The organism is Pseudonocardia nantongensis (assembly GCF_046546495.1).
Taxonomy (GTDB): Bacteria; Actinomycetota; Actinomycetes; order Mycobacteriales; family Pseudonocardiaceae; genus Pseudonocardia; species Pseudonocardia nantongensis.
Genome location: NZ_JBKGXT010000005.1, coordinates 122,408 through 148,896, shown reverse-complemented (window position 1 = coordinate 148,896; position 26,489 = coordinate 122,408). Strand labels below are relative to the sequence as shown.

The window sequence follows — 26,489 nt, the reverse complement described above, 5'->3', positions numbered from 1 at the left end:
CCCGGCCCGGACGTCGACGCGCCGGCCGCCCGCCGGGACCGCGCCGCCGACCGGCACGGGACCGGGGTCGGCCTGCCCGTGTGGATGTGGGTCCCGGCCGGGATCGGCTTCCTGCTGATCGCGCTGCCGGTCCTCGGCCTGCTCTGGGAGGCCGACTGGTCGGCGATGCCCGCGCTGCTGACCAGCGACGCCGCGCTGGACGCGCTGCGGCTCTCGCTGCTCACCGCGGCCACCTCGACCGTGCTGTGCCTGCTGTTCGGCGGGCCGCTGGCGGTGGTGCTGGCCCGCGGCCGGCTCAACCGGGCGCCGCGGCTGCTGCGGGCGATCCGCTCGGTCGTGCTGCTGCCGCTGGTGCTGCCACCGGTCGTCGGCGGGCTCGCGCTGCTGTTCCTGCTCGGCAGCAACGGGCTCGTCGGGCAGGGGCTGGACCTGGCGTTCGGGATCTTCCTGCCGTTCTCCACGGCCGCGGTGGTCCTGGCCCAGACGTTCGTGGCGATGCCGTTCCTCATCGTGTCCCTGGAGGGGGCCCTGCGTACCGCGGGTGAGCGCTACGAGGCCACCGCCGCCACCCTCGGTGCCTCGCCCGCGCTCGCGTTCCGCCGGGTGACGGTGCCGCTGGTGCTGCCCGGCCTGATGTCCGGGCTGGTGCTGGCCTTCGCCCGCTGCATGGGCGAGTTCGGCGCGACCATCGCGTTCGCCGGGAGCCTGCAGGGCACCACCCGGACCCTGCCGCTGCTGGTCTACCTGCAGGGGGAGACCGACACCGCGGGCGCGGTGGCGCTGTCGTTGCTGCTCGTCGTGGTGGCCCTGATCGTGATCATCGTCGGCCGGCCGCGCGGTGTGGACGGCCGCGGATGAGCCACGACCCCGGCCCCGCCGTCGCCGCTCCGGACGGCGGCGTGCAGCTCACCGCCGCCCTGCACCGCGACGGCTTCGGCCTCGAGCTGGACCTGGCCGTGGCGCCCGGCGAGGTGCTCGCCGTGCTCGGCCCGAACGGGGCCGGCAAGTCCACCCTGCTCGGGATCCTGTCGGGGTTGCTGCGCCCGGACTCCGGACGCCTGACGGTCGGCGGGCGCACCCTGCTCGACACCGGGGCCGGGGCGTTCACCGTTCCGCACCGGCGCGGGGTGGGCCTGCTCGCGCAGGAACCGCTGCTGTTCCCGCACCTGAGCGCGCTGGCCAACGTGGCCTTCGGCCCGCGGGCCCGGGGCACCCCGAGGGCCGCGGCCGAGGACCGCGCCCGCACGCTGCTGGACGAGGTAGGCGTCGGCGCGCTGGCCGGGCGCAGGCCGTCGCAGCTCTCCGGTGGCCAGCAGCAGCGGGTGGCGCTGGCCCGCGCGCTGGCCCCGCAGCCCGGACTGCTGCTGCTCGACGAGCCGCTCGCCGCGCTCGACGTGGACGCCACCCCGGCGATGCGCAGCCTGCTCCGCCGGGTGATCGCCGACGGCAAGCAGACCGCGCTGCTGGTCACCCACGACGCGCTGGACGCCCTCGTGCTCGCCGACCGGGTGATCGTGCTGGAGCGCGGTCGGGTCGTCGAGCAGGGACCGGCACGGGAGGTGCTGGCCCGTCCGCGCAGCGCGTTCTCCGCCCGGATCGCCGGGCTGGACCTGGTCCCCGGCGTCGCCGCCCCCGGCGGCGGGGTGCGCACCGCCGACGGCGTCGAGCTGTACGGGCACGCCGTCGAGGTGGCGCCCGGCGAGCCCGCGGTCGCGGTGTTCCCGCCGTCCGCGGTGTCGGTGCACGCACGCCGTCCCGAGGGCAGCCCGCGCAACGTGTTCCCGGTCCGGGTGGCCGCACTGGAACCGCGCGGCGACACCGTCCGGCTGCGGGCCGGGAAGGCCGACGACGGTCCGGACTGGGTGGAGGGGCTGGCCGCGGACGTCACCCCGGCCGCGATCGCCGAGCTGGCGGTCGAGCCGGGGCACGAGGTGTGGTTCGCGGTGAAGGCGACCGAGGTCGCCGTGCACGGCCGGCTCTCCTGATCCCCCCTCCGTTCGTGCCCGGCGGACAAGGCCCGAAACGCTCTGTCACCCCATCGGTCCCATATGTCACCCGAGCCACCATCGTGTCTCTCGCACCAGGCGTCACACCCGCATACCGTCGCCGTCCGTGAGCCTCCTCCGTTCCCGCGCCGCGATGACGGTTGCCGCCGGTGTCCTGACGCTGGCGCTCGGTGTCCCCCTGGCACCCACCGCGCAGGCGGCGGAGAGCGCGCCCGGCGCGCCCACCGGGTACCTGGTGCAGACCGCGACGGCGGGCCAGACCCGGGCCGCCGCGGAGTCGGTCGGCGCGGAGCCCACGGTCACCTTCGACACCGCGGTACACGGCTTCGCCGCCGAGCTCGCCCCCGGCCAGGCCGCCGCGCTGCGCACCCGGCCCGGCGTCGTCGGGGTGGAGGAGGACCGGACGATCACCCCGCTTGACCCGCAGGCCACCCACCAGGACGCCCGGGACTCGGCGACCGCCGAGCAGGAGCCCGGCAACTGGGGCCTGGACCGGATCGACCAGCCGGACCTGCCGCTCGACGGGCGCTACCGGCACAGCGCGGACGGCGCCGGGGTCGACGTGTTCGTGCTGGACACCGGCATCGACGCGAGCCACCCGGACTTCGGCGGGCGGGCCCGGCTGGAGACGAACACGATCGACGACCGGAACGAGGACTGTGACGGGCACGGCACCGTGGTCGGCGGGATCGCCGCGTCGGCCACCTACGGCGTCGCGCCCGGCGCCCGGGTGCGCGGGGTGAAGGTGCTCGACTGCCAGGGGACCGGGACGCTGTCGTCGCTGCTGGCCGGGATCGACTGGGTGGTCAAGAACAAGCAGGGCCCCGCCGTGTCCGTGATGTCCTGGAGCTACGGCGACTCGCCGATCCTGGAGCAGGCCGTCCAGCGGATGATCGACGCCGGGGTGTTCGCCACGTCGTCGGCGGGCAACACCGGCGGCGACGACTGCACCGCGCTGCCCCGTGCGGTCGGCGGCGTGCTGGTCGTCGCGAACTCCACGATCGAGGACCGGCGCGCCTCGAACTCCTCGACCGGTCGGTGCGTCGCGCTCTACGCGCCCGGGTCCCGGATCGTGTCGACCGTGCCGGGCGGGGGCACCGCGTCCTACAGCGGGACGTCGATGGCGGCCCCGTTCGCGGCCGGGGTGGCCGCGCTCTACAAGCAGGCCCGCGGCGACACCCCGGCCGCGCCCCTGAAGCGGTGGATCCTGGACAACGCGGCCGGCGGGAAGATCGACGGTGGCGGCACCGGCGGTACGCCGAACCGGCTGCTGCAGACCGGCGGGCTGTGACACCGGATACCGTCCGATCATGGCCGGTACCGCCCTGGACGCGCTCACGGACCGCTACCTGGTGCCGGGGACCGCGGACTGCCCGACGTTCCGCGAGGACACCGAGTGGGTCCCGATCGTGGACGGCGTCGCGTACTTCGCGGAGCTGCGCGCGCTGCTGGACCGGGCCGGCCCCGGCGACAGCGTCCTGATCGCCGGCCTGAACCTGGAACCGGACATGGACCTGACCGGACGCGAGCCCGGTGAGGACGGCTACGAGCCGCTCGCGGACCGGCTCGCCCGGCTGGCCGGTGACGGCGTCGACGTGCGGGTGCTGCTCACCGCGGCGGTGTTCTCCGGCTCGGTGCCCGGGGTCGCGATCGGGCCGTTCCGGGCCAACGCGTTCGCCGCGCTGGCGTTGCGGGAGCGTCCGGAGCTGCGTGGCCGGGTGCTGCTCGACTGGTCCGGCTCGGGCATCGGCTGCCACCACCAGAAGATCGTCCTGGCGCACGTGGGGGGTGAGCTGACCGCGTTCGTCGGAGGTCTGGACCTCTCGGCGAACCGCTACGACGCCGAGCCGCACGACCGGCTCGCGGTCGGCGACGAACGCTGGGGCTGGCATGACGGCGCCGTCCGGCTGCGCGGCCCGGCCGCGGCCCGGGTCTGGGAGGTCTACCGCGGACGCTGGGCGGAGGCCGCGTCGCTGCCGCCGCGCAGGTTCCTCGCGGCACCGGTGCCGTGGACGTCCGGGAAGCAGTGGGTGGAGATGAACCCGGAGCCGTACCCGCCGGGGCTGCCGCCCGCCCCGCCGGCGCCGCCGCAGCACGCGCCGGGGACCGCGGTGCAGGTTCTGCGGTCGTTCCGCCCGTGGAAGATCGACCATTTCGGAACGCTCTACCGGCGGCACTGGACGACGTTGCCCCGATACGGCGTCCAGGAGGTGTTCCACGCGCTGACGGCGGCCATCCGGGGTGCCGAGCACTACATCTACCTGGAGGACCAGTACTTCTTCGAGGTCCCGGGCGGGCGCCGGGCGTTCCGGCTCTACGGGCTGCTGCGGGACGCGGCCGCCCGCGGGGTGAAGGTGGTGCTGGTCTGCTCCGGCCGCCGGGACCCGACCGAGGGCGGCGTGAACAAGTTCCGCCGCCGGGTCACCGGAGACGTCCAGCGCGGTGTGATCGACCAGCTGGCCCCCGCCGACCGCGGCAACGTGATCATGCACCGGATCGAGGACCTCACGGTGCACACCAAGCTGACGCTCGTCGACGACGTGTTCGCCGCCGTCGGGTCGGCGAACTTCTTCTCCCGCTCGATGCGCGGCACCGACACCGAGCTGAACACCGTGCTGGTCACCACCGGCACCCGGGTCCGCGACCTGCGGGTGCGGCTGTGGGCCGAGCACCTGCGCACCGCGCCGACCCCCGAGCTGCGGCCCTACCTGGAGGACCTGGCACTGGCGCTCGGGATGTGGCGCCCGGAGTGGCTGCCGCCGGCCGCCCCGGCCGGCACCTGGCGGGTGCCCGGCTACCCGGCCGGTTTCGCCCCCGAGGAACGGGTGCTCGTCCCCGTCGGGCCGTGGCCGGAGCCGTCTCCGCGGCCGCTGCGCCGGGCCGCGGAGGGCGCACGCAAGGGTGCGACCCGAGTCGCGGAGTCGGGGAAGCGGGCGGGCCGGTCGCTGTCGTCGTCCTGACGCGCGTCCTGACCCGCGTCCTGACCCGCGTCCTGACCCGTCCGGGAGGTTGGCAGATCGGGAGCTGCGGGACAGGATGTGACGTCGATCGCCGTCGTACCGCCGAGGAGAACAACGTCGTGACCTCCGCCCCCGCCGCAGGCACCCCAGCCGTTCCGTCGTACGCCTCCGGGGTCTCGGACACCCCGCTGCTCGGGGACACCATCGGGGACAACTTCGACCGGACCGCATCGGCGTTCCCGGACGTCGACGCGCTGGTCGAGGTCGGGACCGGGCGGCGCTGGACCTACAACCAGCTGCGCGAGGCCGTCGACAAGCTGGCCTGCGGGCTGCTCGACGCCGGCGTGCGGACCGGGGACCGGCTCGGGATCTGGGCTCCGAACATGGCCGAGTGGACGCTGACCCAGTACGCGACCGCGAAGCTCGGCGTCATCCTGGTCAACATCAACCCGTCCTACCGGACGCACGAGCTGGAGTTCGTGCTCCGGCAGGCCGGCGTCTCGACGCTGGTCGCGGCGAGTGCGTTCAAGACCTCGGACTACGAGCAGATGATCTCCGAGGTGCGCGGGAACTGCCCGGACCTGGAACGCGTCCTGATCATCGGTTCGGACGACTGGAACGTGGTCGCCGACGGCGGCAAGGCCACCGACCGGATCCGGCTCTCGGAGATCCAGGCCGGGCTCACCGCCGACGACCCGATCAACATCCAGTACACGTCCGGGACGACCGGGTTCCCGAAGGGCGCGACGCTGTCGCACCACAACATCCTCAACAACGGCTACTACGTCGGCCGGCTCTGCGGCTACACCGAGAACGACCGGGTCGCCATCCCGGTGCCCTTCTACCACTGCTTCGGCATGGTCATGGGCAACCTGGGCTGCACCACCAACGGCGCGACGATGGTCATCCCGGCCCAGGGCTTCGACCCGAAGGCGACGTTGCAGGCCGTCGCGCAGGAGCGGTGCACGTCGCTCTACGGCGTCCCGACGATGTTCATCGCCGAGCTCAACGACCCGGAGTTCTCCTCCTACGACCTGTCCAGCCTGCGCACCGGGATCATGGCCGGGTCGCCGTGCCCGGTCGAGGTGATGAAGCAGGTCGTCGAGCGGATGGGGATGGGCGAGGTGACCATCTGCTACGGCATGACCGAGACCTCCCCGGTCTCCACCCAGACCCGCGCCGACGACTCGCTGGACCGCCGCGTCTCCACGGTCGGCCGGGTGCATCCGCACCTGGAGGTCAAGGTCGTCGATCCGGAGGACGGCCGGACCGTCCCGCGCGGCGAGCCCGGTGAGCTGTGCACCCGCGGCTACTCGGTGATGCTCGGGTACTGGGACCAGCCGGAGAAGACCGCCGAGGTGATCGACAGGGCCCGCTGGATGCACACCGGCGACCTGGCCGTGATGGACGACGAGGGCTACGTCAACATCACCGGCCGGATCAAGGACATGGTCATCCGCGGCGGCGAGAACGTGTACCCGCGCGAGATCGAGGAGTTCCTCTACACCCACCCGGACGTCCTCGACGCCCAGGTGGTCGGCGTCCCGGATGCCCGCTACGGCGAGGAGCTGTGCGCCTGGGTGCAGCTGCGCGAGGGCGCCCCGGAGATGACCGCGGAGACGCTGCGAGAGTTCGCCACCGGACGGCTCGCGCACTACAAGATCCCGCGTTACGTGGTGATCGTGGAGGAGTTCCCGATGACGGTCACCGGCAAGGTCCGCAAGGTCGAGATGCGGGAGAAGTCGGTCGACCTGCTGCACCTCGGCGAGGCGGCCGGCGCGCGCAACACCTGATCGGGCCGCCGGGCGCCCCGGCCACCCGGATCGGCAGTGCGCACCGGGGCGCTCCGGCGCTAGTGTGGTGTCGGCGCGCCCGGGTGGTCTCCGGCCAACGGGCGCGTTTGTCGTGCAGCAACGCAGGAATCGAGGAGCACGGTGCCCACCGGCAGGGTGAAGTGGTACGACGCGGAGAAGGGCTTCGGCTTCCTCTCCCAGGACGGCGGCGAGGACGTCTACGTCCGCAAGGCTGCGCTGCCCTCGGGCGTGGAGGCGCTGAAGTCCGGCCAGCGGGTCGAGTTCGGGATGGCCGAGGGCCGGCGCGGCCCGCAGGCGCTGTCCGTCCGCGTGGTCGAGAAGCAGGCCTCCGCCGTGGAGAACACCCGACGGCCCGCCGAGGAGCTGCACGGGCTCATCGAGGACATGATGCGGTTGCTCGACGCCAAGGTGCAGCCGAGCCTGCGCCACGGCCGCTACCCGGACCGCAAGACCTGCAAGCTCGCCGCCGACGTCGTCCGCGCAGTAGCCCGCGACCTGGACGGCTGACACCCCCCGCCCCAGGCCCGGACCCCGTTGTGGCGCCGTGGTGCGAAATGCGGGCGGGGCGCGGGGCGTTGTGCCGGGCGTGCGGGTGTCGTTGCTGGATCGGTCACGGACCCGGGCCGGGGAGCCCGACTCGGCGGCGCTGCGGCACACGCTCGACCGGGCCCGCCGCGCCGAGGCGCTCGGCTACCACCGGTTCTGGGTGGCCGAGCATCACGCCGTGCCGGGGATCGCGGGCGGCAGCCCGCCGGTCCTGATGGCGTCCGTCGCGGGGGCCACCGAGCGGATCCGGGTCGGGTCCGGCGGGGTCATGCTCCCCAACCACCAGCCGCTCGTCGTCGCCGAGCAGGTGGCGATGCTCGCCGCGCTGCACCCGGGCCGGGTCGATCTCGGGATCGGCCGCACGCCCGGCTTCACCGCGCCGGTCCGCCGCGCGCTGCGCGCCGCCGGTACCGACGACGACGCCTTCCGCGCCGACCTCGACGAGCTGCGGTCCTTCCTGGACGGCACCGGCCCGGTCACCGCCCGACCCCGGTTGGACGCTCCGGTGCCGCTGTTCCTGCTGGCCACCGGCGCCGGGCTGGAGATCGCCGGCGAGCTGGGGCTGCCCGCGGTCGTCGGCGGGCGGCTGCTCGACGACCGGGCCGCGCTGGACCGCTACCGCTCCCGGGCCGGGGACGGCGGGTACCTGGTGGTGTCGGCGGACGTCCTGGTCGGCGGCCCGGAGCTGGCGCTGCCCGAGGCGTGGGCACTGGCCGCGGCGCGGACGACCGGCGAGTTCCCGCCGCTGGAGCCCCCGGACCCGGGCCGCTGGATGTCCGGCCGGCAACGCGGGACCGTCGAGGCCGCGCTGGCCCGCACGATCACCGGCGACGCCGACGACGTCGCCGCACGACTGGACGACCTGATCGTCCGCACCGGCGCCGACGAACTGCTGCTCACCTCGTCCACCTGGGACCGCGGCGCCCTGGCGGCCTCCGACGAGCAGCTGGCCCCCACCGGCGCGTTGTGGAGCCGTCGTGCGCAGGCCACCGGCCCGCCGGCGACGTGATGGCCCCCCGGCGCGGGTGGTGGCCGGGGTGCGTGGTGGTAGGGGCGCGGGACTACTCGGCGACGAGGACCCAGGTGGCGCGGACCGGGAACTCGATCTGCTGGCTCTCCGGGTCGATCGCCGGGGCCGGGCCGAACACCTGCACCTGGGCGGTGACCAGGCGGTCCTGCGGGGTGGGCAGGGTGAGGGTGTAGTCGGTGCGGCTGCCGGCGGTGGCGATCTCGCTGCGGGCGTCGACCCGCTTCCCGCCGGCGTCGGTGAACGAGTAGGCCACCTGCCACGGTGCCGAGGAGACCTCCTCCGGCACGGTGATCCGGATCGGGGTGCCGGCCGGCACGGCCGCGGTGACCCGGGCGTTCGGCTCGTCCGAGCAGTCCTCCATCCGGTTGTCGCACAACTGGGTCGGTGCCGCCGTCAGCGAGGCGCCGCCGACGTCGAACGTGACGGTGGGGCGGGACCCGCCGGAACAGCCGGCCAGGAGCACGACGACCACGGCGAGCAGCCCGAGCAGTCCGGGCCGTCGGGAGCGGGTGATCACGTCGGCCAGCCTACGGACCGGTTCCGGTCGCGGCGGCCGCCCCGGTGGGCGCCGACCGCACACCCAGGCCGGGCACCAGCGTGCCGCCCCGGCGGATCGCCCCGGCCTGCGCCGCGAACACCGCGATCACCACGGCGACGATCACGAACCCGGTGCGGAACGTGTCGTGCGGGGCGAGCACCCCGATCGCCCCGCCCAGCACCCACGCCAGCTGCAACACGGTCTCCGAACGCCCGAACGCCGACGCCCGGGCGTGCTCGGGCAGGTCCCGTTGCACGACCGCGTCCAGGCAGACCTTGGCCAGTGCACTCGCCGTGGAGGCCACCAGTGCCGCCACGACGGCCGCCGCGACCAGCGGGAACACCGCCACGGCGGTGGCCGCCAGCAGTGCCGCGACGGCGGCGCCGAGCACCACCCGCTCGGCCCGGCCGAACCGGGCGCGGGCCCCGACGGCGTTGCCCAGGAAGAGCCCGGCCCCGGCGGCCGCGCCGACCAGGCCGATCACGAAGAGCTGGCCCGCCGGGTCGCCGCCGGGGGCCTGATCGGTGCCGGCCTTCACCACGAACGCCACGAACAGGGTCAGGAAGCCGGTCAGCGCGCGGACCGCGCTGGTGCCCCACAGCGCGACCAGCACCGGCCGGCCCGCCGGCGCCTTCGGCCGTCGGCCCCGGGGACGCCCGGCGGGCACCGCGGCCGACACCTCACCCGTCGTCGACTCCACCCAGCGCGGGATCCGCAGGCACAGCACGGTGCCGAGCACGCCGACCGCGGCCACCCACCACAGCGCGCCGGGCGAGCCGAACGCGAAAGCCGCCCCCGCGGCCACCGCCCCGGCGGCCCCGCCCGCGGCCATGCCGAACGTGGTCAGCCGGGAGTTCGTCGTCGCCAGGGTGATCGACGAGGGCAGTACCCGCGGCGTGACGGCCGCCTTGAGCACCAGGAAGGACTTGCTCAGCACCATGATCCCGAGCGCGGCCGGGTAGAGGACCCAGCTGTCGAGGTGGAACACCAGCAGCACGGCCAGCCCCGAACGCCCCACGCAGGACACCGCCATCGCGATCCGCCGACCTCGCTGCAACCGGTCCAGCAGCGGCCCGATCACCGGCGCGACCAGGGCGAACGGCGCCACCGTGATCGCCAGGTAGAGCGCCACGTTGGCCTTCGACTCTGCCGTCGCGGCCGCGAAGAACAGCGTGTTCGCCAGCGCGACCGCGACCGCCGCGTCCAGCGCGTAGGTGGTCATCGTGGCGTAGGTCAGCGCGGTCAGGCCGGAGCGGTCCGCCCCGTCCGCGGTCGCGGCCCGGCGGAACAACGCCACCGCCCGGCCGCTCAGCTCCCGGCTGCGGTGCGCCGCGACCCGGGTGACGGTCAGCTTGCGCGGCCCGGACGGGCGGGCGGTCTCCCCGGCGCCGGGGCGGGGCAGCTCGTCGGTCGCGGTGCCGGCGCCCGGCGACGCCCGCAACGTGGGGTCCGAGGCGACCGGGGTGGTCCGCGGGTCCGGACGTGCGACCGGTTCGGTGTGCTCGTCCCGGAACGCCCGCGAGGCCCTCGTGCGGGCACGACGGCGACGGAACGGGTTGCCGGAGCGGTTCACGGGTCCATTGTGCCGACCGGCACCGACGATCCCGGATTCCCCGGGACGATTCGCGCCGCTGTCACCTGTCCGGCGGCGCCGCGGCCCCGGCCGCCCGCGGCGCGGCGAACGGGAGATCAGGTTCCGGGCACAGGCAGCCGCACCCGGAACATCGCCGGCCACAACTTCCCGGTGAGCAGGTACTCGTCGCCGGCGACGTGCGCGATGCCGTTCAGCACATCCGCATCGCGCCGGCGCTCGTCGTCGAGCAGGCCGGTCGCGTCCACCACCAGGTCGACCACGCCGGTGGCCGGGTCGATCCGCACGATCCGGTCGGTGCGCCAGACGTTCGCCCACACCCGGTCGCCGACGCACTCCAGCTCGTTCAGCTCGGGCACCGGGGTGCCGTTCAGCGTCACCGGCACCGACCCCGTCTCGCGCAGGTCCCGCGGCTCGTGGAACCGCAGCCGGTCGGTGCCGTCGGAGCGGGTGATGCGCCCGTCGCCGAGCAGGCACAGGCCCCAGCCCTCGCCGTCGACCGGGACCTCGCGGCGCAGGCTCAGCGATGCCCGGTCCCATTCAAGCGCGACGCCGTCGGTCCAGGTCAGCTGCCAGATCGCGTCCCCGGCCGCGGACACGGTGAGCCCCTCGCCGAAGTAGGACGGCGGCAGCGGGCTCTCCGCACGCAGCGCGCCGGTCGTCGGGTCCAGTGCCCGGATCCGGGACCTCCCGACCTGGCCGGTGCCCTCGTACAGCACCCCGTCGCGCAGCTCCAGGCCCTGGGTGAAGGCGGTGGCGTCGTGCGGCAGCTCCGCGAGCACCTGCGGACGGATCAGCGGGACGTCGCCGGTGTCGGTCACCGGCGCGGTCGCGGCGGTCCCGCACCCGGTCACGGCCAGCGCGAACGGGAACAGCAGCATGGTGCGCCGGGAGAAGCTCGCGGAACGAGCACGGGCGCTGCGGACGAGCACCGGCCCAGGATGCCCGGGACCGGGTGGCACACTGGTGAGGTGACTGGCGAGGACACCGGCCCCGAGAACAGCGCGGACACCGCTGACGGCGGCGCCGCGGTCGTACCGCCACCGCAGGTCCCGTCCCAGCTGCCCGGAGCGATCGAGCTCGCCATGGCCGCGGCCGTCGAGGAGGCCGCCGGCGAGCTGGGCGAGGCCGCGGCCGCCGGCTCGGTCGGGACGCACCTGGGCGTCACCGGCGAGGACGACGGGTCGCTGACCCACTCGTTCGTCGCGGAGCTGCCCGGATACCGCGGCTGGCGCTGGGCGGTGACGCTGGCCAGTGCCGGCGAGGGCGAGCCGGTCACCGTGTCCGAGACCGTGCTGCTGCCCGGTTCGACCGCGCTCGTCGCACCGGCGTGGCTGCCGTGGGACCAGCGCGTCCGCCCGGAGGACTTCAAGCCCGGCGACCTGCTGCCGACCGCGCCGGACGACCCGCGCCTGGTGCCGGGCTACGTCGACTCCGGCGACCCGGCCGTCGAGGAGGTGGCCTGCGAGGTCGGCCTGGGCCGGGAGCGCGTGCTCTCGGTCGAGGGCCGTGCGGCCGCCGCCGAGCGCTGGCAGGAGGGCGACCGCGGGCCGGGCGCCGAGCTGGCCCGCTCGGCGCCCGGGTCCTGCGGCACCTGCGGGTTCCTCGTCCCGCTGGCCGGTGCGCTGCGCGGGGCGTTCGGCGTCTGCGCGAACGGCTCGTCGCCGGCGGACGGCCAGGTCGTCGCCGTCGGGTTCGGCTGCGGCGCGCACTCGTCGGTGGTCGAGGCGGGCGGCTCTCCGGTCCACGTCTCCGCGCTGGTCTACGACGACGGCGCGGACCTCGAGCCGGTCGGCTCGCACTGAGCGGAGCCGGCGGCGCGCAGATCGGCGCGGACGACCCTTTCGATACCGCCGCGCTGCGCGCCGGTGTCCTCGCGGCATGGTCGTCGTCGCCGACCCGGTTCCGGGAGGACGTCAACACCGAGGACGACCTGCGCCGCGGCGGGTACGCCGACACCTGGGTCGCCGAGCTGCTGCAGAACGCCTCCGATGCCGCTGTCGCGGCCGGGGCGACGGGCGCTGCCGCGGGAGTCCGCGGCCGGGTCCGGGCCGAGGCCCGGGACGGCGAGCTGCGCGTCGCGAACACCGGCGCCCCGCTGGACGCCGCCGGGGTGGCCGCGCTGGCCGCGTTGCGCGCGTCGGCCAAACGTGACGTCGGCGGCGCCACCGGCCGGTTCGGCGTCGGGTTCGCGGCGGTCCTCGCGGTCTGTTCGGCGCCGCGGCTGGTGACCGCGGCCGGTGCCGTCGCCTTCTCGGCGGAGCGCACCGCGGCCGAGGTGGCCGCGCTCGGCGGTGCCGCCGCCGACGAGCTCGCCCGGGACCCGCGGGTGCCCGCGCTGCGGCTGGTCTGGCCGGCCGACGAGGAACCGCCCCCGGACGGCTACGCCACCGAGGTTCGGCTGCTCCCGGACGGTCCCGCTACGGCCCCCGACCTGCTCGCCGAGCTGGTCCGGACGTGCGGGGACCTGCTGCTGGCGCTGCCGGCGCTCGAGCGGGTCGAGACCGGAGGCACCGGGCTTCTCCCCACCGAAACCCGTACCGAGCTGACCCGTACCGAACTGCCCGGCGGGCGGGTCCGGATCACCGGCCCGGACGCGCCGCGGGAGTTCCTGGTCGTCGCACGCGGACCGGTCCGCTGGGCCCTGCCCCTGAGTGCCGGCGCCTCCGGTGCTGCTCCCCATCCCGATCCCGATGCCGGTCCTGGTGCCGGCGCCGGTCCGGGTTCCGGTGACGAACCGGCCGACGGGGTCCGGCCGGCCCCGTACGGCGCCGACGCGGGCGAGGTGCTGCACGCCCCCACCGCGAGCGCGGAGGCGCTGTCGCTGCCCGCCCGGCTGCTCGCCCCGTTCCCGGTGGACCCGGACCGCCGCCGGATCCGCGCCGACGACCCCGCCGCCGACGCCCTGGTCGAGCAGGCCGCGTCGGCGTACGTCGAGCTCGTGCGGGCGGTGCCGCCGGAGCACCGCACCGGCCTGGTCCCCGAGCCCGGCTTCCCGCGCTCCCCGCTGGACGGCCGGCTCCGCGACGCGATCGCGACGGAGCTGGCCCGCACCCCGTGGCTGCCCGCCGCAGCCGGTGCCGATCCCGGTGGCGACCCCGGTGCCGGCGCGTCCCCAGGGGCACCTTCGGGGCTCCCGCTGAGGCGAGGGTGCCCCTCGGGACACGAGGCCGGCGCGGGGCCCCCCACGGCACCCGGCACCGAGCCCGGCACGGAAACCCCGACGGAGCTCGCGCCGGACCGGGCGGAGTCGCTGGATCTCGGCGGCGACGGCGCCGACGGGCTCCCGGAGCTGCTCGCGGCCGCGGACCCGGCGTTCGGCCGGCTCGTCGGGTCCGGGGTGGTGCCGCCCGCCGGTCTGGCCGTCGAGCGGGTCGGCCCGTCCGAGCTGGCGCGGCGGCTGACCGGGGTGAGCGCGCCGCCGCCGTGGTGGCGGGAGCTGTACACGCTGCTCGCGCCCGCGGTGGACACCGTCCCCGGGCTGGCGGCCGAGCTCGGCGCGCTGCCCGTCCCGCTCGCCGACGGCCGCCTCGCCCCCGGCCCGGCCGGTGTCCTGCTGCCGGACGCGGACACGCCGCCGATCCCGGAGCTGCGGATCGCCGACCGGGACGCGGTGCACCCGCTGCTGCGGCGGCTCGGCGCCGCCGACGCCGACCGGGACGCCCTGCTCGCCGCGCCCGCCCTGCACGAGCTCGTCGCCCGCTCGCTGGACGACGCCGAGGCCGGCCTGGACACCGCGCCGCTGGCCGAGGCCGTGCTCGCCCTGCTCGACACCCCCTCGGCGGAGCGGGCGGACTGGGCGGGTGCCCTCGCGCTCACCGACGACGAGGGGCACCCGGCCCGCGCCGACGAGCTGGTCCTGCCCGACGCGGCCGTCGCGCCACTGCTCGACCCGGAGGCCCCGGTCGGCGTGCTGGGCGACGAGTGGCTCGAGTACGGCCGGGACGCCCTGGTCGCGGCCGGGGTCCTGGACCGCTTCGCGGTCGTGCCGTTCGACCCCGAGGTGCTGCACGACGCCGAGGCCTACGACGGCGACGAGGGACCCGCCGTCCGGGACCTGGACCTGGTCGCCGACGACGCCTGGCCCGCCGCGCTCGCGCTGCTGGCGGGGGACCGGGGGACCCGGGCCGCGATGCTCACCGGCTACACCGCGTGGTGGCTGGCCCGCAACGCCCGGATCGGCGGCCGGCTGCCCTCGACCTGGCGGCTGCGCTCGGCGTCCGCGCTGGCCGGGCTCTATGACCCGGTGCCCGAGCTCGACGGCGGCCTGGATGCCGACGAGACCGTGCTCGCCGCGATCGGGGTCCGTGCCGCGCCGGCCGCCGGTGACGCCGACGAGGCCGCCGAGCTGCTGGACCGGCTCGGCGACCCGGACCGCACGGTGACCGGGGAGGTCGCCGGGGCGGCGCACACCGCGCTGGCCGCCGCCGTCGCCGCCGGCGAGCTGGACCTCGACGACCTGGACCCGCCGGACCGGGTGCGCACCCTGACCGGCGCGGTGGTCCCGGTCGGGCGGGCGGTGGTGCTGGACGAGCCGTGGGTGCTACCCGCGCTCGGGGAGTCGCCCGCGGTCCCGGGCGGCGACGACCCGGCGACGCTGGCCGACCTGCTCGACCTCCCGCTCGCGTCCGACCGGCTCGCCGGCACGGTCCGCGGGACCGGGTCCCCGGTGCCGTGGGCGGATCTTCCGGAGGTCGTGCTGGCCTGCCGGGCGCTCGGCGTCCCGGTGCCCGACGGCGATCTCGTCGTGCACGACCGGCTCGTCGTGGACCTCGGGTCCGGGAGCCCGGTAGCCGTCCCGACCTGGCCCGGGGCCGACGGTGGCTGGCACGCCTCGGATCCGGTGCGGGCGCTGGTGGCCGCGCTCGCCGCGACGGCGCGTGCCACGATGATCCCGTGACGGACACGGACCCGGGTGACCTTCCGGCGACCCCGTCGACCCTGCCGCGGCGGGTCGCGGTGCTGTCGGTGCACACCTCGCCGACCGAGCAGCCCGGCACCGGCGACGCCGGCGGGATGAACGTCTACGTGGCGCAGACCGCGATCCGGATGGCCCGTCGCGGGGTCGAGGTGGAGATCTTCACCCGGGCCACGTCGTCCGAGCAGCCGCCCTCCGTGGAGCTGGCGCCGGGCGCGACCGTGCGCTTCGTGGCGGCCGGGCCGTTCGAGGGGCTCGGCAAGGACGACCTGCCCAGCCAGCTGTGCGCCTTCACCGCAGGTGTGCTGCGGGCCGAGGCCCGGCACGATCCGGGCTTCTACGACGTCGTGCACTCGCACTACTGGCTGTCCGGTCAGGTCGGCTGGCTGGCCCGGGACCGCTGGGGGGTACCGCTGGTGCACTCCGCGCACACCCTGGCCAGGGTCAAGAACGCCGCGCTGGCCGCCGGGGACACCCCGGAGCCGCGGGTCCGCGTGATCGGTGAGGACCAGGTCGTCTCCGAGGCCGACCGGCTGGTCGCGAACACCGAGAGCGAGGCCAAGCAGCTGATCGACCTCTACGACGCCGACCCGCGCCGCACCGTCACCATCCCACCCGGGGTGGACACCGACCGCTTCCGGCCCGGCGACCGGGCGGCGGCCCGCGCCGCGCTCGGGCTGCCGGACGACGCCGTCGTGCTCGCCTTCGTCGGCCGGATCCAGCCGCTGAAGGCGCCGGACGTGCTGCTGCGGGCCGCCGCCGAGCTGCTGGGCCGCAGCCCGTCGCTGCGTGAGCGGCTGGTGGTGCTGGTCGCCGGTGGACCGTCCGGCTCCGGGCTGGCCGAGCCGACGTCGTTGCAGGAGCTGGCCGCCGGGCTGGGCATCGCCGACGTGGTCCGGTTCCTGCCACCGCGCGGCGGGGACGAGCTGGTCACCGTCTACCGGGCGGCCGACGTCGTCGCCGTGCCCAGCCACAACGAGTCGTTCGGGCTGGTCGCCCTGGAGGCCCAGGCCTGCGGGACGCCGGTGGTCGCGACCCGGGTCGGCGGCCTGCCGGTCGCCGTCGCCGAGGGCCGGTCCGGACTGCTGGTGACCGGGCACGACATCTCCGACTGGGCCGACGCGCTGGGCGAGCTGGCGTTCGACCCGGCCCGCCGGCAGCGGATGGCCGGCGTCGCGGCGACGCACGCGCAACGGTTCTCCTGGGACCGCACGACCGACGCCCTGCTGGGCGCCTACGACGAGGCCCGGGCGGAGTTCCGCGCACGGGCACGGGAGGCCCGATGACCGCGCAGGATCTGGACGACGTGATCGGTGGCGCACTGCGCGGGGCCGAGGTCGACCACGTCCATCGTGGATCCGGCCAGTGGCTGGTCACGTTGCCCGGCGAGGCCCGGCTGCAGACCCAGACCTGGCTGATCGTGCGCGAGCAGACGATGGCCGTGCAGGCGTTCGTCTGCCGCCGGCCGGACGAGAACCGCGAGGGCGTCTACCGGTTCATGTTGCTGCGCAACGCGAAGCTCTACGGCGTGCACTACGCGCTGGACCGGGTCGGCGACATCCACCTGGTCGGCCGGGTCCCCCGGCACGCGGTCACCGCGGACGAGGTGGACCGGCTGCTCGGCCAGGTCCTGGAGGCCGCCGACGGCGACTTCAACACCTTCCTGGAGCTGGGGTTCGCGTCCTCGATCCGGCGCGAGTACGCGTGGCGGACCGAGCGCGGCGAGTCGACCGCGAACCTGACGGCGTTCGAGCACCTGTTCTCGTGACTCGCGGGTAACTTCTCGCCCCGCAGTGCGGCAACCGGTGCCCGGCTGTGCCTACGATGAACCCGACCCGGGCGGACCCCGAGCCGCCCGGCCCCCCCGATGGACGTCGCGAAGGAGCGAAGCCGTGTCGATGCGCAGCCCGTACCCGGACGTCGAGATCCCCGACGTCTCGCTGACCGAGTTCCTGTTCGCCGACGGGTTCGGTGACCGTGCCGACGCGCCGGCGATCCTGGACGGGACGACCGGCGACCAGTTCACCTACACCGAGCTCCACGGCCTGATCGAGAAGATCGCCGGTGGGCTCGCCGCCCGCGGGATCGGCAAGGGCGACGTCGTCGCCCTGTTCGCGCCGAACATGCCGCAGTGGGCCGCGCTGTTCCACGGCGTCCTGCGCGCGAACGGCATCGTGACCAGTGCGAACTCGATGTACACCGCAGGCGAGCTGGCCCACCAGCTGCGCGACTCCGGCGCGAAGATGCTCATCACCGTCTCGCCGTTCCTGGACCGCGCGTTGCCCGGCGCGAAGGAGGCGGGGCTCTCCGAGGACGTCGTGCTGACCATCGACCGGACCGAGGGACACGACTCGCTGGCCGACCTCGCCTCCTCCGGCGCGCCCGCCCCCGAGCTGACGACGACCGCGACCGACACCGCGGTGCTGCCCTACTCCTCGGGGACCACGGGCCTGGCCAAGGGCGTCATCCTCACCCACCGCAACCTGGTCGCGAACCTGCTCCAGATCGAGGCGATGGGTGACGTCACCGACCAGACCAAGATCATGGCGTTCCTGCCGTTCTTCCACATCTACGGCATGACGGTCATGATGAACCAGGGCCTGCACGCCCGGGCCACGGTCGTCACGATGCCCAAGTTCGATCTCGAGCAGTTCCTGACGATCACGCAGCGCTACGAGGTCGACCGGCTCTACATCGCCCCGCCGGTCGCGGTGGCGCTGGCCAAGCACCCGATGGTCGACCAGTACGACCTGTCCTGCGTCAAGACGGTCTTCTCCGGTGCCGCGCCGCTGGACGGCGAGCTCGGCCGGGCCGTCGCGCAGCGGTTGGACTGCACCGTGCTGCAGGGCTACGGGATGACCGAGTCGTCCCCGGTCAGTCACTGCATGCCCGACGACCGCGGCGACCTCGACCTCAACTCGTCCGGCTTCGCGATCCCGAACATGGAGTGCAAGCTGGTCGATCCGGAGACCGGCCGGGAGGTCGGCGTCGGCGAGCGTGGGGAGCTGTGGATGAAGGGCCCGAACATCATGGTCGGGTACCTGAACAACTCCGACGCCACCGACGCCACCAAGGACGCCGAGGGTTACCTGCACACCGGCGACATCGCCGTGATCGACGACGAGGGCGTCTACTCGATCGTCGACCGGGTCAAGGAACTGATCAAGTACAAGGGCTACCAGGTGCCGCCTGCCGAGCTGGAGGCCCTGCTGCTGACCCACGACAAGATCGCCGACACCGCCGTCATCGGCGTCAAGGACGCCGACGGTGAGGAGGTCCCGAAGGCGTTCGTGGTCACGCAGGCCGCCGGGTCGGACCTGACCGAGGACGAGGTCATGGCGTTCGTCGCCGAGCGTGTCGCCCCGCACAAGAAGGTCCGGGTCGTCGAGTTCATCGACCAGATCCCGAAGTCGGCGTCGGGCAAGATCCTGCGCAAGGACCTGCGGGCCCGGGAGACGGTCTCGCCCTGACCTTCCTGACGAGCCGGGACGGCGTCGTGACCTGCGAATTCGCGGGGACGGCGCCGTCCTTTCGTCGGTGAGGGTGCGGGGCGGTACGGGGTCGTGCGGCGGTGTCTACGGGACATGTACGGAATGATCATGGTCGCTCGACTCCACTCTGGACTGTCGATCGGATCATGAGTCGAGTAGTCCGGAGATCCGCTCGTTGTAGGTGGACTGTTGGTCGGCAAGGCACTTGGCATAGACGGTGAGGAGCACCTTCACCGAGTTGCCCGCCCGGCCCGCGACCTCCGTCGGTGGGACCCCGGCGGCGAGCCAGCTCGACAGCGCAGCGTGGCGCAGGTCGTAGGGGCGGCGCGCGAGCGGTGACGCCTCCTGCACGGGGCTCAGACCAATGGTGCGGGCGTCGGCCCAGATCCGGGAGTACACCGACCACGGGATGCTCCCGCCGCTCTCGGTCGCCACGAACAGCCGGCCGTCCGGCGCCGGCGGGAACTCCGCGACGTGATCACGGAGGATCGTTACGAGGTCCGGCGGGATCGGGACCGGGCGGACCTCCTCGGCGCTGCGACGTTTCAGCGGGCGGTCCTGGTGCCGGGCACCGGGCGGGGCGTAGTAGGAGGCACTGACCTCGGTGCGCGATCCGGCGAGCAGAAGCCGACCCCAACCGTCGGACGGGAGGTCGAGGTCCGTCGTCCGGAGGTTCTGTGCCTCACCGGGGCGCAGGCCGCCGTAGTAGAGGCAGGCGAAGAACGCATGCAGGCGGGCGCCTCGGTTCGAATCGCGCCGGCGCCGGCCCTGCACGTAGGTGACGGCCGCGAGGAGCTGCCGCGCCTGAGCTGGGTTGATTACGACACGCGGGTCCACGACCTGCGGGCCGGTGTGCCGGGCGAGGTGTCGACGGCCGGTGAGCGGGTTCGTGTCGATCCAGCCCGAGGCGCGGGCGAACTCCATGGCCCGATGCAGGACGGCCCGACGCTTGTCCCACGTCGACGTCGTCACGGAGCGGCCGGTGACCGATTTCCCGAGCCCGAGCAGCAGCTCCGATGCCGCGATCTCGTCAGCCAGATCGTTGATCGGTCGGGAAGCGCGGGTCAGCCAGCTCGCGGCGGCCCGATCCGCGGGCGACAGTTCGATCCGGCGTTGCGGAACGGGCAGCAGGCGGGTCGACAGGAGCCGTTGGGCGACGTCGCGGTCCGGGGCGTGGTCGAGTTGCCGAACGAACAGCGGGACGGCGGCCGCGAGGTTCGTAACGGCGCCCTTGCGGGTATTGGGCGGGGCGTCGCTCGTCCACAGCCAGTCCACATACGCCGTCGCGACCTCCAGCAGCGTGCGGGAGTTGCGCTGCCGGGCCAGCGAGACCGGGAGGCCGCTGGCGGTCTCGAATGCCTCTCCGACGCGCTGAGCCCGCAGGAGGTCCGAGCGGAACGACTCGGCGAGACGCTTGGTGGCGTACCACTCCGAGTGTTCGCGGTTATCGGTCTTCCACCGGACTCCGTAGCGACGTCGACCTGCGTGCGTGACGACGGTCCAGATGTTGACCCGGTAGGTAGCCGTCATGCGGCTCGCCCATGCTCACGTAGACCCTCCAACCAGTCGAGCAGGTCACCCCTCCGGATGCGTAGGTGGCCGTTCGGGAGCCGGAAGCAGGGCGGCGCGGCCTTCTTCTCCCGCCACTCGTAGAACGTGTCCCGCGAGACTCCACCGAGCAGTTCGAGGACCTGGCGAACGCTGAGCAGTTCGTCGCGGTCGATCTTCTGCATCATGCCGCTGCTCCCTCGGTTGCCGAACGATCGTCGGGTGGTCCGTCGCTGGTGGCCAGGACGGCGGCGTCGTAGTCGGCGCGCCACCGTGAGCGTTGGTTGATCGCGTGCAGGAGCAGGACCGTGCGGGGTGGGACGTCGGTGTCGCCGGGGCCGGTGGTTTCCCAGGTGAACGGCCCGTCGTCGACGGCGTAGGCGGGCTTGACCCCAGCGCGGTCGAGCAGTTGCCGAACGAATGCCGTCCGCTCGGTGCGGTGGTCGCTGAGGCTCTTGTTGGACCACTTGCGGGAGACCAGGACGCGGCGTCCGGCGATGCCGAGGTGCTCGGGCTTGTGTGCTTTGCCCTTGCAATGCCCGGGCACCGTCCCGGGGCGGGCGCTCTTGGGCTCGATCCCGTAGAGCAGCCAGATCGGGCAGCGCGGCGAGCACGGCGTGACGGCCAGCTCGGCGGCCAGACGGCGGGCGTGCTCGCGCTGGCGGGAGGTCGCTGATTCGTCGAGGCCGGCGGCCTGTCCGACGGACTTGGTGAGGTATTTGGTCAGGTAGCCGATATGTCGTCCGGCTTCCTCGGAGCCGCCGAGGATGCCCTTGACGTGGACCTGCGGCCCGAACACCACCGTGTGCGCGGGCGTGGTGAGTGTGTCGGGGTCGGTGGCCTCGTCCCACGTCGGCAGTGGTGCGCGGGTGTCGGGGTCGACGAAGGCTTTGTGGTGGTTGTCCCAGCGCGGCAGCGCATCACCGGTGTAGACGATCTCGTCGTGGGGCGGCCACCACACCTGGTGATAGGTCGCGGCCGTGATCGCGCGGAGTTCGGAGCGGGGGATGGTGCCGCGGATGGCGGCGTGGAAGTGCGGTGCCCCGCGCTTCTGTGGCTCGACGGTGCCGAAGTACTGCACGTCCCAGCCCACACACCGGCGGGTGTTCTGCCAGAACCGGTCCAGCAGCTTCGGGAAGTGGATCGCGTCCCGCGCTGCCCGGCGGTAGTCGTAGCTGTCCGGGTCGAGGGCGGCACCGTGCTTGTCCACCCGCCCGTAGGTGTCGAGGGTGAGCGTGAGGAACGTCGACGGCCGGTACTTCCCGCCGAACACTCGACCGATGGTGCGATCCTCCACCGGACGACGCGGGAGGTTCGGCGCGTCCTGCCGACGTCGGGTGGACCGTCGGACGGTCTGCGGTCCGGGGTCGAGTGGGGCGAGCCGGCCCCGAACGCCGAGGGCGCGTAGTTCCTGGTCAATCTCGGTGATGGTCTCGCGGATCTCGTCGCACGCTTCCTCGTCGCCGGCGGTGCGGGCGTCGGTGTAGGCGGCATGCAGGTCGGCCCGGGCGGCCATGAGGTCCTTCTGCTCACCGGTCGGATCCGCAGGTCTGCTGATGGGTTCGTCCTCGAGGTGCCAGCCTTCGCGGCACTGGACCATCCGCAGCCGGCGGGCCTTGTCCGCGCACGGGCGGCACTGGGCATCGCGGGTGGAGCCGCAGGGCACGGGGACGACGTCGACGCGGCCGCTGCTCTGGGCGATCCGCCGCATCGCCAGCGGGCGGACGCAGACGCCGTGGTCCTCGGCGAGCTGCGTGGCGACGTCGTTGGACAGCGCCAGCATGGCTTTCTGGGCGCGGGTGAGCTGGTCCTGGTCGATCGGCTCGGATGTGGTCTCCGGCTCGTTCGTGGGGTCGGTCATGCGGCACCTCCGGCGGCCTGCTGGTCGGTGTCGGGTCGGAACGGCAGCACGGGCGCCGGCCGACGGTCCGGGGCGGTGGTCACGAATTGCTCCAGGGCCTTGATGGCCTCGTCGGGGACCCAGGCGGCTCGGATCCGGACGGGTTCGCGGATGCCTTCGCCGAACAGGTAGCCGACGCCGGGTTCGGACTCGCCGATCCGGTTCGCCCACGCACCCCGGTCGTAGGCCTGATCGCCCAGGACCATCCCGACGTGGGTCTTCGACGCCACGCGGAGACAGATCCGGCGGGGGAACAGTTCCCGTACCGGGACGGTGTCCTTCGTGGGTTCCTGCACGTAGCCACGGACCGCGTACCCGAGCGCCCGGCCTTGCGTGGTGAGCAGGGCGATGCGTTCGGTGATGGCTTCGCGGGTCTTGCGGTCGCCGACGTAGCGGATCAGGGCGCCGATCTCGTCGAACTCCACCAGCTCCAGTGGGTTGTCCCGGGTGATCGGGACCAGGCGCACGCTGCCGGCGTGCTCGCGCTTGCGGGCCTCCATCCCGTCGATGAGCTCGTCGAGCAGTTCGAGGGCGTCTTTGGAGGTGACGGCGTAGCGGTGGAACAGCCGGCGCCCGTAGGCCAGCTCCATCCCCTTGGGATCGATCCCGTTCACCCGGACCAGGCCGTCCCGGATCGCGGGTGCGATCGCGAGCAGTGGCGCCCACATCAGCGAGCCCTTCCCGGCCCCGGTCGCGCCGCCGACGAGGGTGTGGCTGCCGCGCAGGGACTGGCGCCACTCGGTGCCGTACTCGGTGGCCCCCGACACAACCCGGTCCAGATCGATCCCCTCGCCGGTGGCGTCGGCCATGGCGTCCAGGTCGGGTGCGGCGACGACACGGGAAAGCAGGTTGCGGCGTTGGAAGTCGATCGACACTTCGTTGGGTGCCAGCTCGCGGACCTGGCAGCGGTTGACCCCACGGGCAACGGCCAGGGTGCGGGCGGCGGCGTCGAAGTCCTCCGGAGTCTGCCCGGGCACGAGCCGCACCTTGACCTCGTCCCAGGACGGGCCAGAGCGAACGCCCAGGATGCGCGGGATCTGATCGCGACGCGGCCGGGCCCGGGGCGCGGTCGCCGCGCGGCGTAGCGGGTTGACCTGGATGACCGTCGCCCCGGCGCGATCGGGGACGGTCAGGTCGCAGGAGCGCAGCCAGCGCGGCATCCGCAGCGCGTAGACGGTCCAGCGCTGCCACCACGACCGCAGCCGGCGACCCGCCCACACGTCGAACGAGGGCAGCGACACCAGCCGCCACACCCCCAGCACCGCAGCCACGACCGCGACAGTCAAGAGCAGCGAGGGCCAGCCCCAGAACCAGCACCAGGCCGCGACCCCGGCGGTGGCGAGAGTTGTTCGCCAGTGCCGGATCATCCATCCGACGGCGATGTAGGCGCCCTTGACCAGGAACCAGGCCGCGACGAACACAACCGCGACGGTGGCGAGTGCTTCCAGGACGCGGGCGAGGTAGTGCCCGACCATGTGCAGCACGTAGAGCCCGACCGCGGCGCCGCCGCCGACGAGCACGAGGGTTCCGGTGGTGGTCATCGCTTGCCTCCCTTCCGGCGCGCGGTGCGGACGGTGGTCAGCGGGACCAGGGCGAGCTGGTCGAGGTGATCGGCGCACCGGCGCCGCCGCGGATCCGGCCGTTCGTGCAGCGGGGCCCGGCAGACCTCGCACCGGGCCGGGCGGTCGGGCTTGGCGGTCATGCGACGTCACCCCCGACCACCGGGCCAGGCAGCTCCGCCGGTGTGCGCGGGGCGGTGATGGTCAGACCCGCGCGGTGCAGGACCCGGCGCTCGCCCGGGGTGGTGCCGCCGACGACACCGAACCGGCGAGCAGGCTCTTCGGTGGCCATGGCGTCGGCCAGGCACTCGGCCCGGACCGGGCAGCCCCGGCACACCCGACGCGGGGTCTCGACCGACTGGGCGCGGTTGTCGACCGGGAAGAACAGCTCGGTGTCCAACCCGAGACATGCAGCGTCGTCACGCCACCGGTGAACGGCGGCCGTAGTGGTGGGGACAAGGTGCAGCAGCGGCAACCGGGCCGCCCGCGGGCTCACCGGGTACTCCCGGTAGCGAGGCCGGGCGCCGGGGGCTCGGTGAGGTCCAGCTCGTGCCAGTTCGACATGGCCCCGGCCACGTCGGAAGTGGGCCGCTGCTCGATCAGTGCCTGCCAATCGTCGACCGTGTCGGCCCAGAACCGGGCCTCCCGGTCGGCGGCGCATCCGGCGTCGACAACGGCCTGGACGTAGACCAGCGGAATGTCGTGCTGGCGGACGGTGTCGCGTTCGAGGACGGCGAACCAACGGGCCCGGCGGGCGTGCAGCCCGGCCAGTCGGCGGGCCCGGGCAGCATGGGCGTGCAGGTCCCCGACCGGGGCGGGCGCGGTGTCTGCGATGGCATCGGTGACCCGGCGCAGGCCGGCCTCCACGAGGCGACTGACCGGGACCACCGTCGCGGCGTTGCCGGGGGTGGGCGGTGTAGAAGGCGTGTTCATCTAGGGTCGGTGTCCTTCCGAACTCTGTGCCTGGCTACGGCGAGGGGTGAGGGAGATCCGGAGGGAAGCCCGTTGCCGCGGGCTTCCCTCCACCTACATGCGGCGGCCGGAAAGTGTGCTGGTCAGGCCGCCTCCTGGTTCTTCTGGCTCGACGCCGGACGCTGATGGGCCGGAGCGCGCATCCCGGCCGCGCGGAAGCTGTAGGCCACCCGCGGCCGGCTCCCGTTCTCCTGCACGTACGGGGTCACGGTCAGTCCGTCGAACTCCACCGGGCGGAACGGCAACCCGGCCGCAGCCTCCGGCGGCACCGGCTGATGAGTGGCGGCGATCTTCACCGTCACCGTCTTGTCCGCCCGCCGCGCCTCCGGATCAGCGTCGAGCACCGACACCGACCACACCGGCAGACCGGACTCCTTGTCGTTCTGCTGCACCGGCCGGCCCGGAGCGGACTTGTCGAAGTCCCGCACCGGCTCGACCTCCGAGACGACGAACGCGCCGTGCGGGAACACGTCGCCCATCGCGACGGGGAACTTGTTCTTGATCGCCATGTTGCTTCTCCTCGGGCTGAGCGGCGGGCCGTCCGGTCCGCCGAGGTCAGTCCGGCAAGGGCGGTCTTATCCGCCCCTACAGGGGACTAACTAGACCTACAATGAGGCGAACTAGTCCGCTTGTCAAGGACTAGCAAGTCCTCCGAGGATGGGCACCGTGGAAATGGGCGAAGTGATCCGCCGACGCCGAGCGGATCTCGGCATGTCGCAGGCCGACCTGGCGCGCGTGGCCGGCGTCGACACCCGGCAGGTCCGCCGCTACGAAGCCGGCGAGCAACAACCCCTGCTGTCGGTCGCCCTGACCATCGCCGACGCACTCGGCGTTTCGGTGACCGAGCTGGCAGGCCGCACCCCGGGGCGGGTCACGCTGACCGGCGACTGGTGGGCGTCCTGGCAGACCACCCGCGAGGGCGTAGAGAAGATCGCGACCCAGCCCGTGCACATGCGCCAAGAGGGCGACCTGGTCCACATCGCCGCCACCCAACGCGGCCTCAGCCAGAACGAGGGCGGCTACCTGTGGACCGGTGAGCTACGCCTGTGGGACAACCAGGTCCTCACAGGTTGGTATGCCGCCGCCGACGGCGCCGTCCGCTCCAAGGGGACGATGTTTCTCGCAATGCATCCGCACGGCATCGAGTTCACCGGCCGGTGGGTCGGGCTCGGCTACGACGACCAGGTCATGACCGGATGGGCCACGATGGGTAAGACCCGAGACGACTCCGAACAGAGCATGACCGGCCTCATCGCCGCACGAGGGATCACACCGTGAGCGCTTCCGACGACGTCGAGCTGTGCGAGGTCGTGATCACCGCACCCGATCCGGACTGGTTGCGCGACTTCACCCGCAGCCTCGTCTCGGAGCGGCTCGCGTCCAACGTGCACAACTTCGCGCCCGTCGAGTCGACCTACCGCTGGGTCGGTGAGGTTCACGATCGGACCGAGGGCCGCGCAGCACTCCACACTCGCCGGAGTCTCATCCCGGCCATCGTCGAGCGGGCGACGGATGCGCATCCCTATGACGTTCCCAGCATAAGCGCCCGCCCGATCCACGACGGAAGCCCAACCTATCTCGCCTGGATCCGTGAGCAGACCGAGCCGCAGTAGGTG

General features: G+C 73.8%; 25 protein-coding genes. 14 read left to right on the top strand and 11 right to left on the bottom strand.

The window, feature by feature from the left end; translation table 11 throughout:
* Positions 1-84: 84 nt before the first annotated feature.
* The 7 genes from ACLFMI_RS07550 to ACLFMI_RS07520 all read left to right on the top strand — a co-directional run bounded on the left by ACLFMI_RS07550 (position 85) and on the right by ACLFMI_RS07520 (position 8,335).
* Positions 85-858: an ABC transporter permease gene (locus ACLFMI_RS07550; RefSeq protein WP_410947108.1), complete on the top strand. Its 774-nt coding sequence runs from the start codon at positions 85-87 to the stop codon at positions 856-858.
* Positions 855-1,985: a sulfate/molybdate ABC transporter ATP-binding protein gene (locus ACLFMI_RS07545; RefSeq protein ID WP_410947010.1), complete on the top strand. Its 1,131-nt coding sequence runs from the start codon at positions 855-857 to the stop codon at positions 1,983-1,985. Before ACLFMI_RS07550 ends, ACLFMI_RS07545 begins: the two co-directional genes overlap by 4 nt.
* 127 nt (positions 1,986-2,112) lie before the next feature.
* A complete protein-coding gene (locus tag ACLFMI_RS07540; RefSeq protein WP_410947009.1) occupies positions 2,113-3,297 on the top strand; it encodes a S8 family peptidase in 1,185 nt (394 codons plus the stop codon).
* A 19-nt stretch (positions 3,298-3,316) separates the two neighbouring features.
* Positions 3,317-4,966 (top strand): phospholipase D-like domain-containing protein, encoded by a 1,650-nt coding sequence (locus tag ACLFMI_RS07535; RefSeq protein WP_410947008.1) that lies wholly within the window; start codon positions 3,317-3,319, stop codon positions 4,964-4,966.
* Positions 4,967-5,085: 119 nt separating this feature from the next.
* Complete coding sequence (locus ACLFMI_RS07530; RefSeq protein WP_410947007.1) at positions 5,086-6,759, top strand: AMP-binding protein; 1,674 nt, start codon at positions 5,086-5,088, stop codon at positions 6,757-6,759.
* A 141-nt stretch (positions 6,760-6,900) separates the two neighbouring features.
* Positions 6,901-7,287 carry a cold-shock protein gene (locus tag ACLFMI_RS07525; protein ID WP_410947006.1) on the top strand — a complete coding sequence of 129 codons (387 nt, stop codon included), beginning with the start codon at positions 6,901-6,903 and terminating at the stop codon, positions 7,285-7,287.
* Between the two features lie 79 nt (positions 7,288-7,366).
* Entirely contained in the window at positions 7,367-8,335 is a 969-nt protein-coding gene (locus ACLFMI_RS07520; RefSeq protein WP_410947005.1) for an MsnO8 family LLM class oxidoreductase, read from the top strand.
* A 52-nt stretch (positions 8,336-8,387) separates the two neighbouring features.
* Here the strand turns inward: ACLFMI_RS07520 and ACLFMI_RS07515 are convergent, their stop codons facing one another.
* The 3 genes from ACLFMI_RS07515 to ACLFMI_RS07505 form a co-directional block, all read right to left on the bottom strand.
* Complete coding sequence (locus tag ACLFMI_RS07515) at positions 8,388-8,873, bottom strand: DUF2771 family protein (RefSeq protein ID WP_410947004.1); 486 nt, start codon at positions 8,871-8,873, stop codon at positions 8,388-8,390.
* 10 nt (positions 8,874-8,883) lie between these two features.
* Entirely contained in the window at positions 8,884-10,467 is a 1,584-nt protein-coding gene (locus ACLFMI_RS07510) for an MFS transporter (protein ID WP_410947003.1), read from the bottom strand.
* A gap of 116 nt (positions 10,468-10,583) precedes the next feature.
* A complete protein-coding gene (locus ACLFMI_RS07505) occupies positions 10,584-11,417 on the bottom strand; it encodes a glutaminyl-peptide cyclotransferase (RefSeq protein ID WP_410947002.1) in 834 nt (277 codons plus the stop codon).
* Positions 11,418-11,456: 39 nt separating this feature from the next.
* Between ACLFMI_RS07505 and ACLFMI_RS07500 the strand changes: the two genes are divergently transcribed.
* From ACLFMI_RS07500 to ACLFMI_RS07480, 5 genes are all read left to right on the top strand, one after another.
* A complete protein-coding gene (locus ACLFMI_RS07500) occupies positions 11,457-12,290 on the top strand; it encodes a DUF3027 domain-containing protein (RefSeq protein WP_410947001.1) in 834 nt (277 codons plus the stop codon).
* Positions 12,287-15,385 carry a sacsin N-terminal ATP-binding-like domain-containing protein gene (locus tag ACLFMI_RS07495; RefSeq protein WP_410947107.1) on the top strand — a complete coding sequence of 1,033 codons (3,099 nt, stop codon included), beginning with the start codon at positions 12,287-12,289 and terminating at the stop codon, positions 15,383-15,385. Before ACLFMI_RS07500 ends, ACLFMI_RS07495 begins: the two co-directional genes overlap by 4 nt.
* Positions 15,382-16,689 (top strand): D-inositol-3-phosphate glycosyltransferase, encoded by a 1,308-nt coding sequence (gene mshA, locus ACLFMI_RS07490; RefSeq protein ID WP_410947000.1) that lies wholly within the window; start codon positions 15,382-15,384, stop codon positions 16,687-16,689. Before ACLFMI_RS07495 ends, mshA begins: the two co-directional genes overlap by 4 nt.
* Positions 16,686-17,171 (top strand): type III secretion system chaperone family protein, encoded by a 486-nt coding sequence (locus tag ACLFMI_RS07485; RefSeq protein WP_410946999.1) that lies wholly within the window; start codon positions 16,686-16,688, stop codon positions 17,169-17,171. Before mshA ends, ACLFMI_RS07485 begins: the two co-directional genes overlap by 4 nt.
* 130 nt (positions 17,172-17,301) lie before the next feature.
* Entirely contained in the window at positions 17,302-18,873 is a 1,572-nt protein-coding gene (locus ACLFMI_RS07480; protein ID WP_410947106.1) for an AMP-binding protein, read from the top strand.
* A 165-nt stretch (positions 18,874-19,038) separates the two neighbouring features.
* Here ACLFMI_RS07480 and ACLFMI_RS07475 read toward each other — a convergent pair whose 3' ends face one another.
* The 8 genes from ACLFMI_RS07475 to ACLFMI_RS07440 all read right to left on the bottom strand — a co-directional run bounded on the left by ACLFMI_RS07475 (position 19,039) and on the right by ACLFMI_RS07440 (position 25,382).
* Entirely contained in the window at positions 19,039-20,424 is a 1,386-nt protein-coding gene (locus tag ACLFMI_RS07475; protein ID WP_410946998.1) for a tyrosine-type recombinase/integrase, read from the bottom strand.
* On the bottom strand, positions 20,421-20,630 hold the full coding sequence (locus tag ACLFMI_RS07470; RefSeq protein WP_410946997.1) for a helix-turn-helix transcriptional regulator: 210 nt from the start codon (positions 20,628-20,630) through the stop codon (positions 20,421-20,423). The genes ACLFMI_RS07475 and ACLFMI_RS07470 overlap by 4 nt, the downstream gene beginning before the upstream one ends.
* Positions 20,627-22,303, bottom strand: coding sequence for a replication initiator (locus ACLFMI_RS07465; protein ID WP_410946996.1), 1,677 nt, complete (start codon positions 22,301-22,303; stop codon positions 20,627-20,629). The genes ACLFMI_RS07470 and ACLFMI_RS07465 overlap by 4 nt, the downstream gene beginning before the upstream one ends.
* Entirely contained in the window at positions 22,300-23,883 is a 1,584-nt protein-coding gene (locus ACLFMI_RS07460; RefSeq protein WP_410946995.1) for an FtsK/SpoIIIE domain-containing protein, read from the bottom strand. Before ACLFMI_RS07460 ends, ACLFMI_RS07465 begins: the two co-directional genes overlap by 4 nt.
* Positions 23,880-24,044, bottom strand: a complete 165-nt coding sequence (locus ACLFMI_RS07455) for a hypothetical protein (RefSeq protein WP_410946994.1) — start codon at positions 24,042-24,044, stop codon at positions 23,880-23,882. The genes ACLFMI_RS07460 and ACLFMI_RS07455 overlap by 4 nt, the downstream gene beginning before the upstream one ends.
* Positions 24,041-24,397 (bottom strand): WhiB family transcriptional regulator, encoded by a 357-nt coding sequence (locus tag ACLFMI_RS07450; RefSeq protein ID WP_410946993.1) that lies wholly within the window; start codon positions 24,395-24,397, stop codon positions 24,041-24,043. Before ACLFMI_RS07450 ends, ACLFMI_RS07455 begins: the two co-directional genes overlap by 4 nt.
* Positions 24,394-24,834, bottom strand: a complete 441-nt coding sequence (locus tag ACLFMI_RS07445; protein WP_410946992.1) for a hypothetical protein — start codon at positions 24,832-24,834, stop codon at positions 24,394-24,396. The genes ACLFMI_RS07450 and ACLFMI_RS07445 overlap by 4 nt, the downstream gene beginning before the upstream one ends.
* Before the next feature lie 122 nt (positions 24,835-24,956).
* Entirely contained in the window at positions 24,957-25,382 is a 426-nt protein-coding gene (locus ACLFMI_RS07440; RefSeq protein WP_410946991.1) for a plasmid replication, integration and excision activator, read from the bottom strand.
* A 148-nt stretch (positions 25,383-25,530) separates the two neighbouring features.
* Between ACLFMI_RS07440 and ACLFMI_RS07435 the strand changes: the two genes are divergently transcribed.
* Together ACLFMI_RS07435 and cutA are read left to right on the top strand one after the other, a co-directional pair.
* The gene (locus tag ACLFMI_RS07435) at positions 25,531-26,151 is read left to right on the top strand and encodes a helix-turn-helix transcriptional regulator (RefSeq protein ID WP_410946990.1); all 621 of its coding nucleotides are present in this window, start codon (positions 25,531-25,533) and stop codon (positions 26,149-26,151) included.
* The gene (cutA, locus tag ACLFMI_RS07430) at positions 26,148-26,486 is read left to right on the top strand and encodes a divalent-cation tolerance protein CutA (protein WP_410946989.1); all 339 of its coding nucleotides are present in this window, start codon (positions 26,148-26,150) and stop codon (positions 26,484-26,486) included. Before ACLFMI_RS07435 ends, cutA begins: the two co-directional genes overlap by 4 nt.
* The last annotated feature ends 3 nt before the right edge of the window (positions 26,487-26,489 follow it).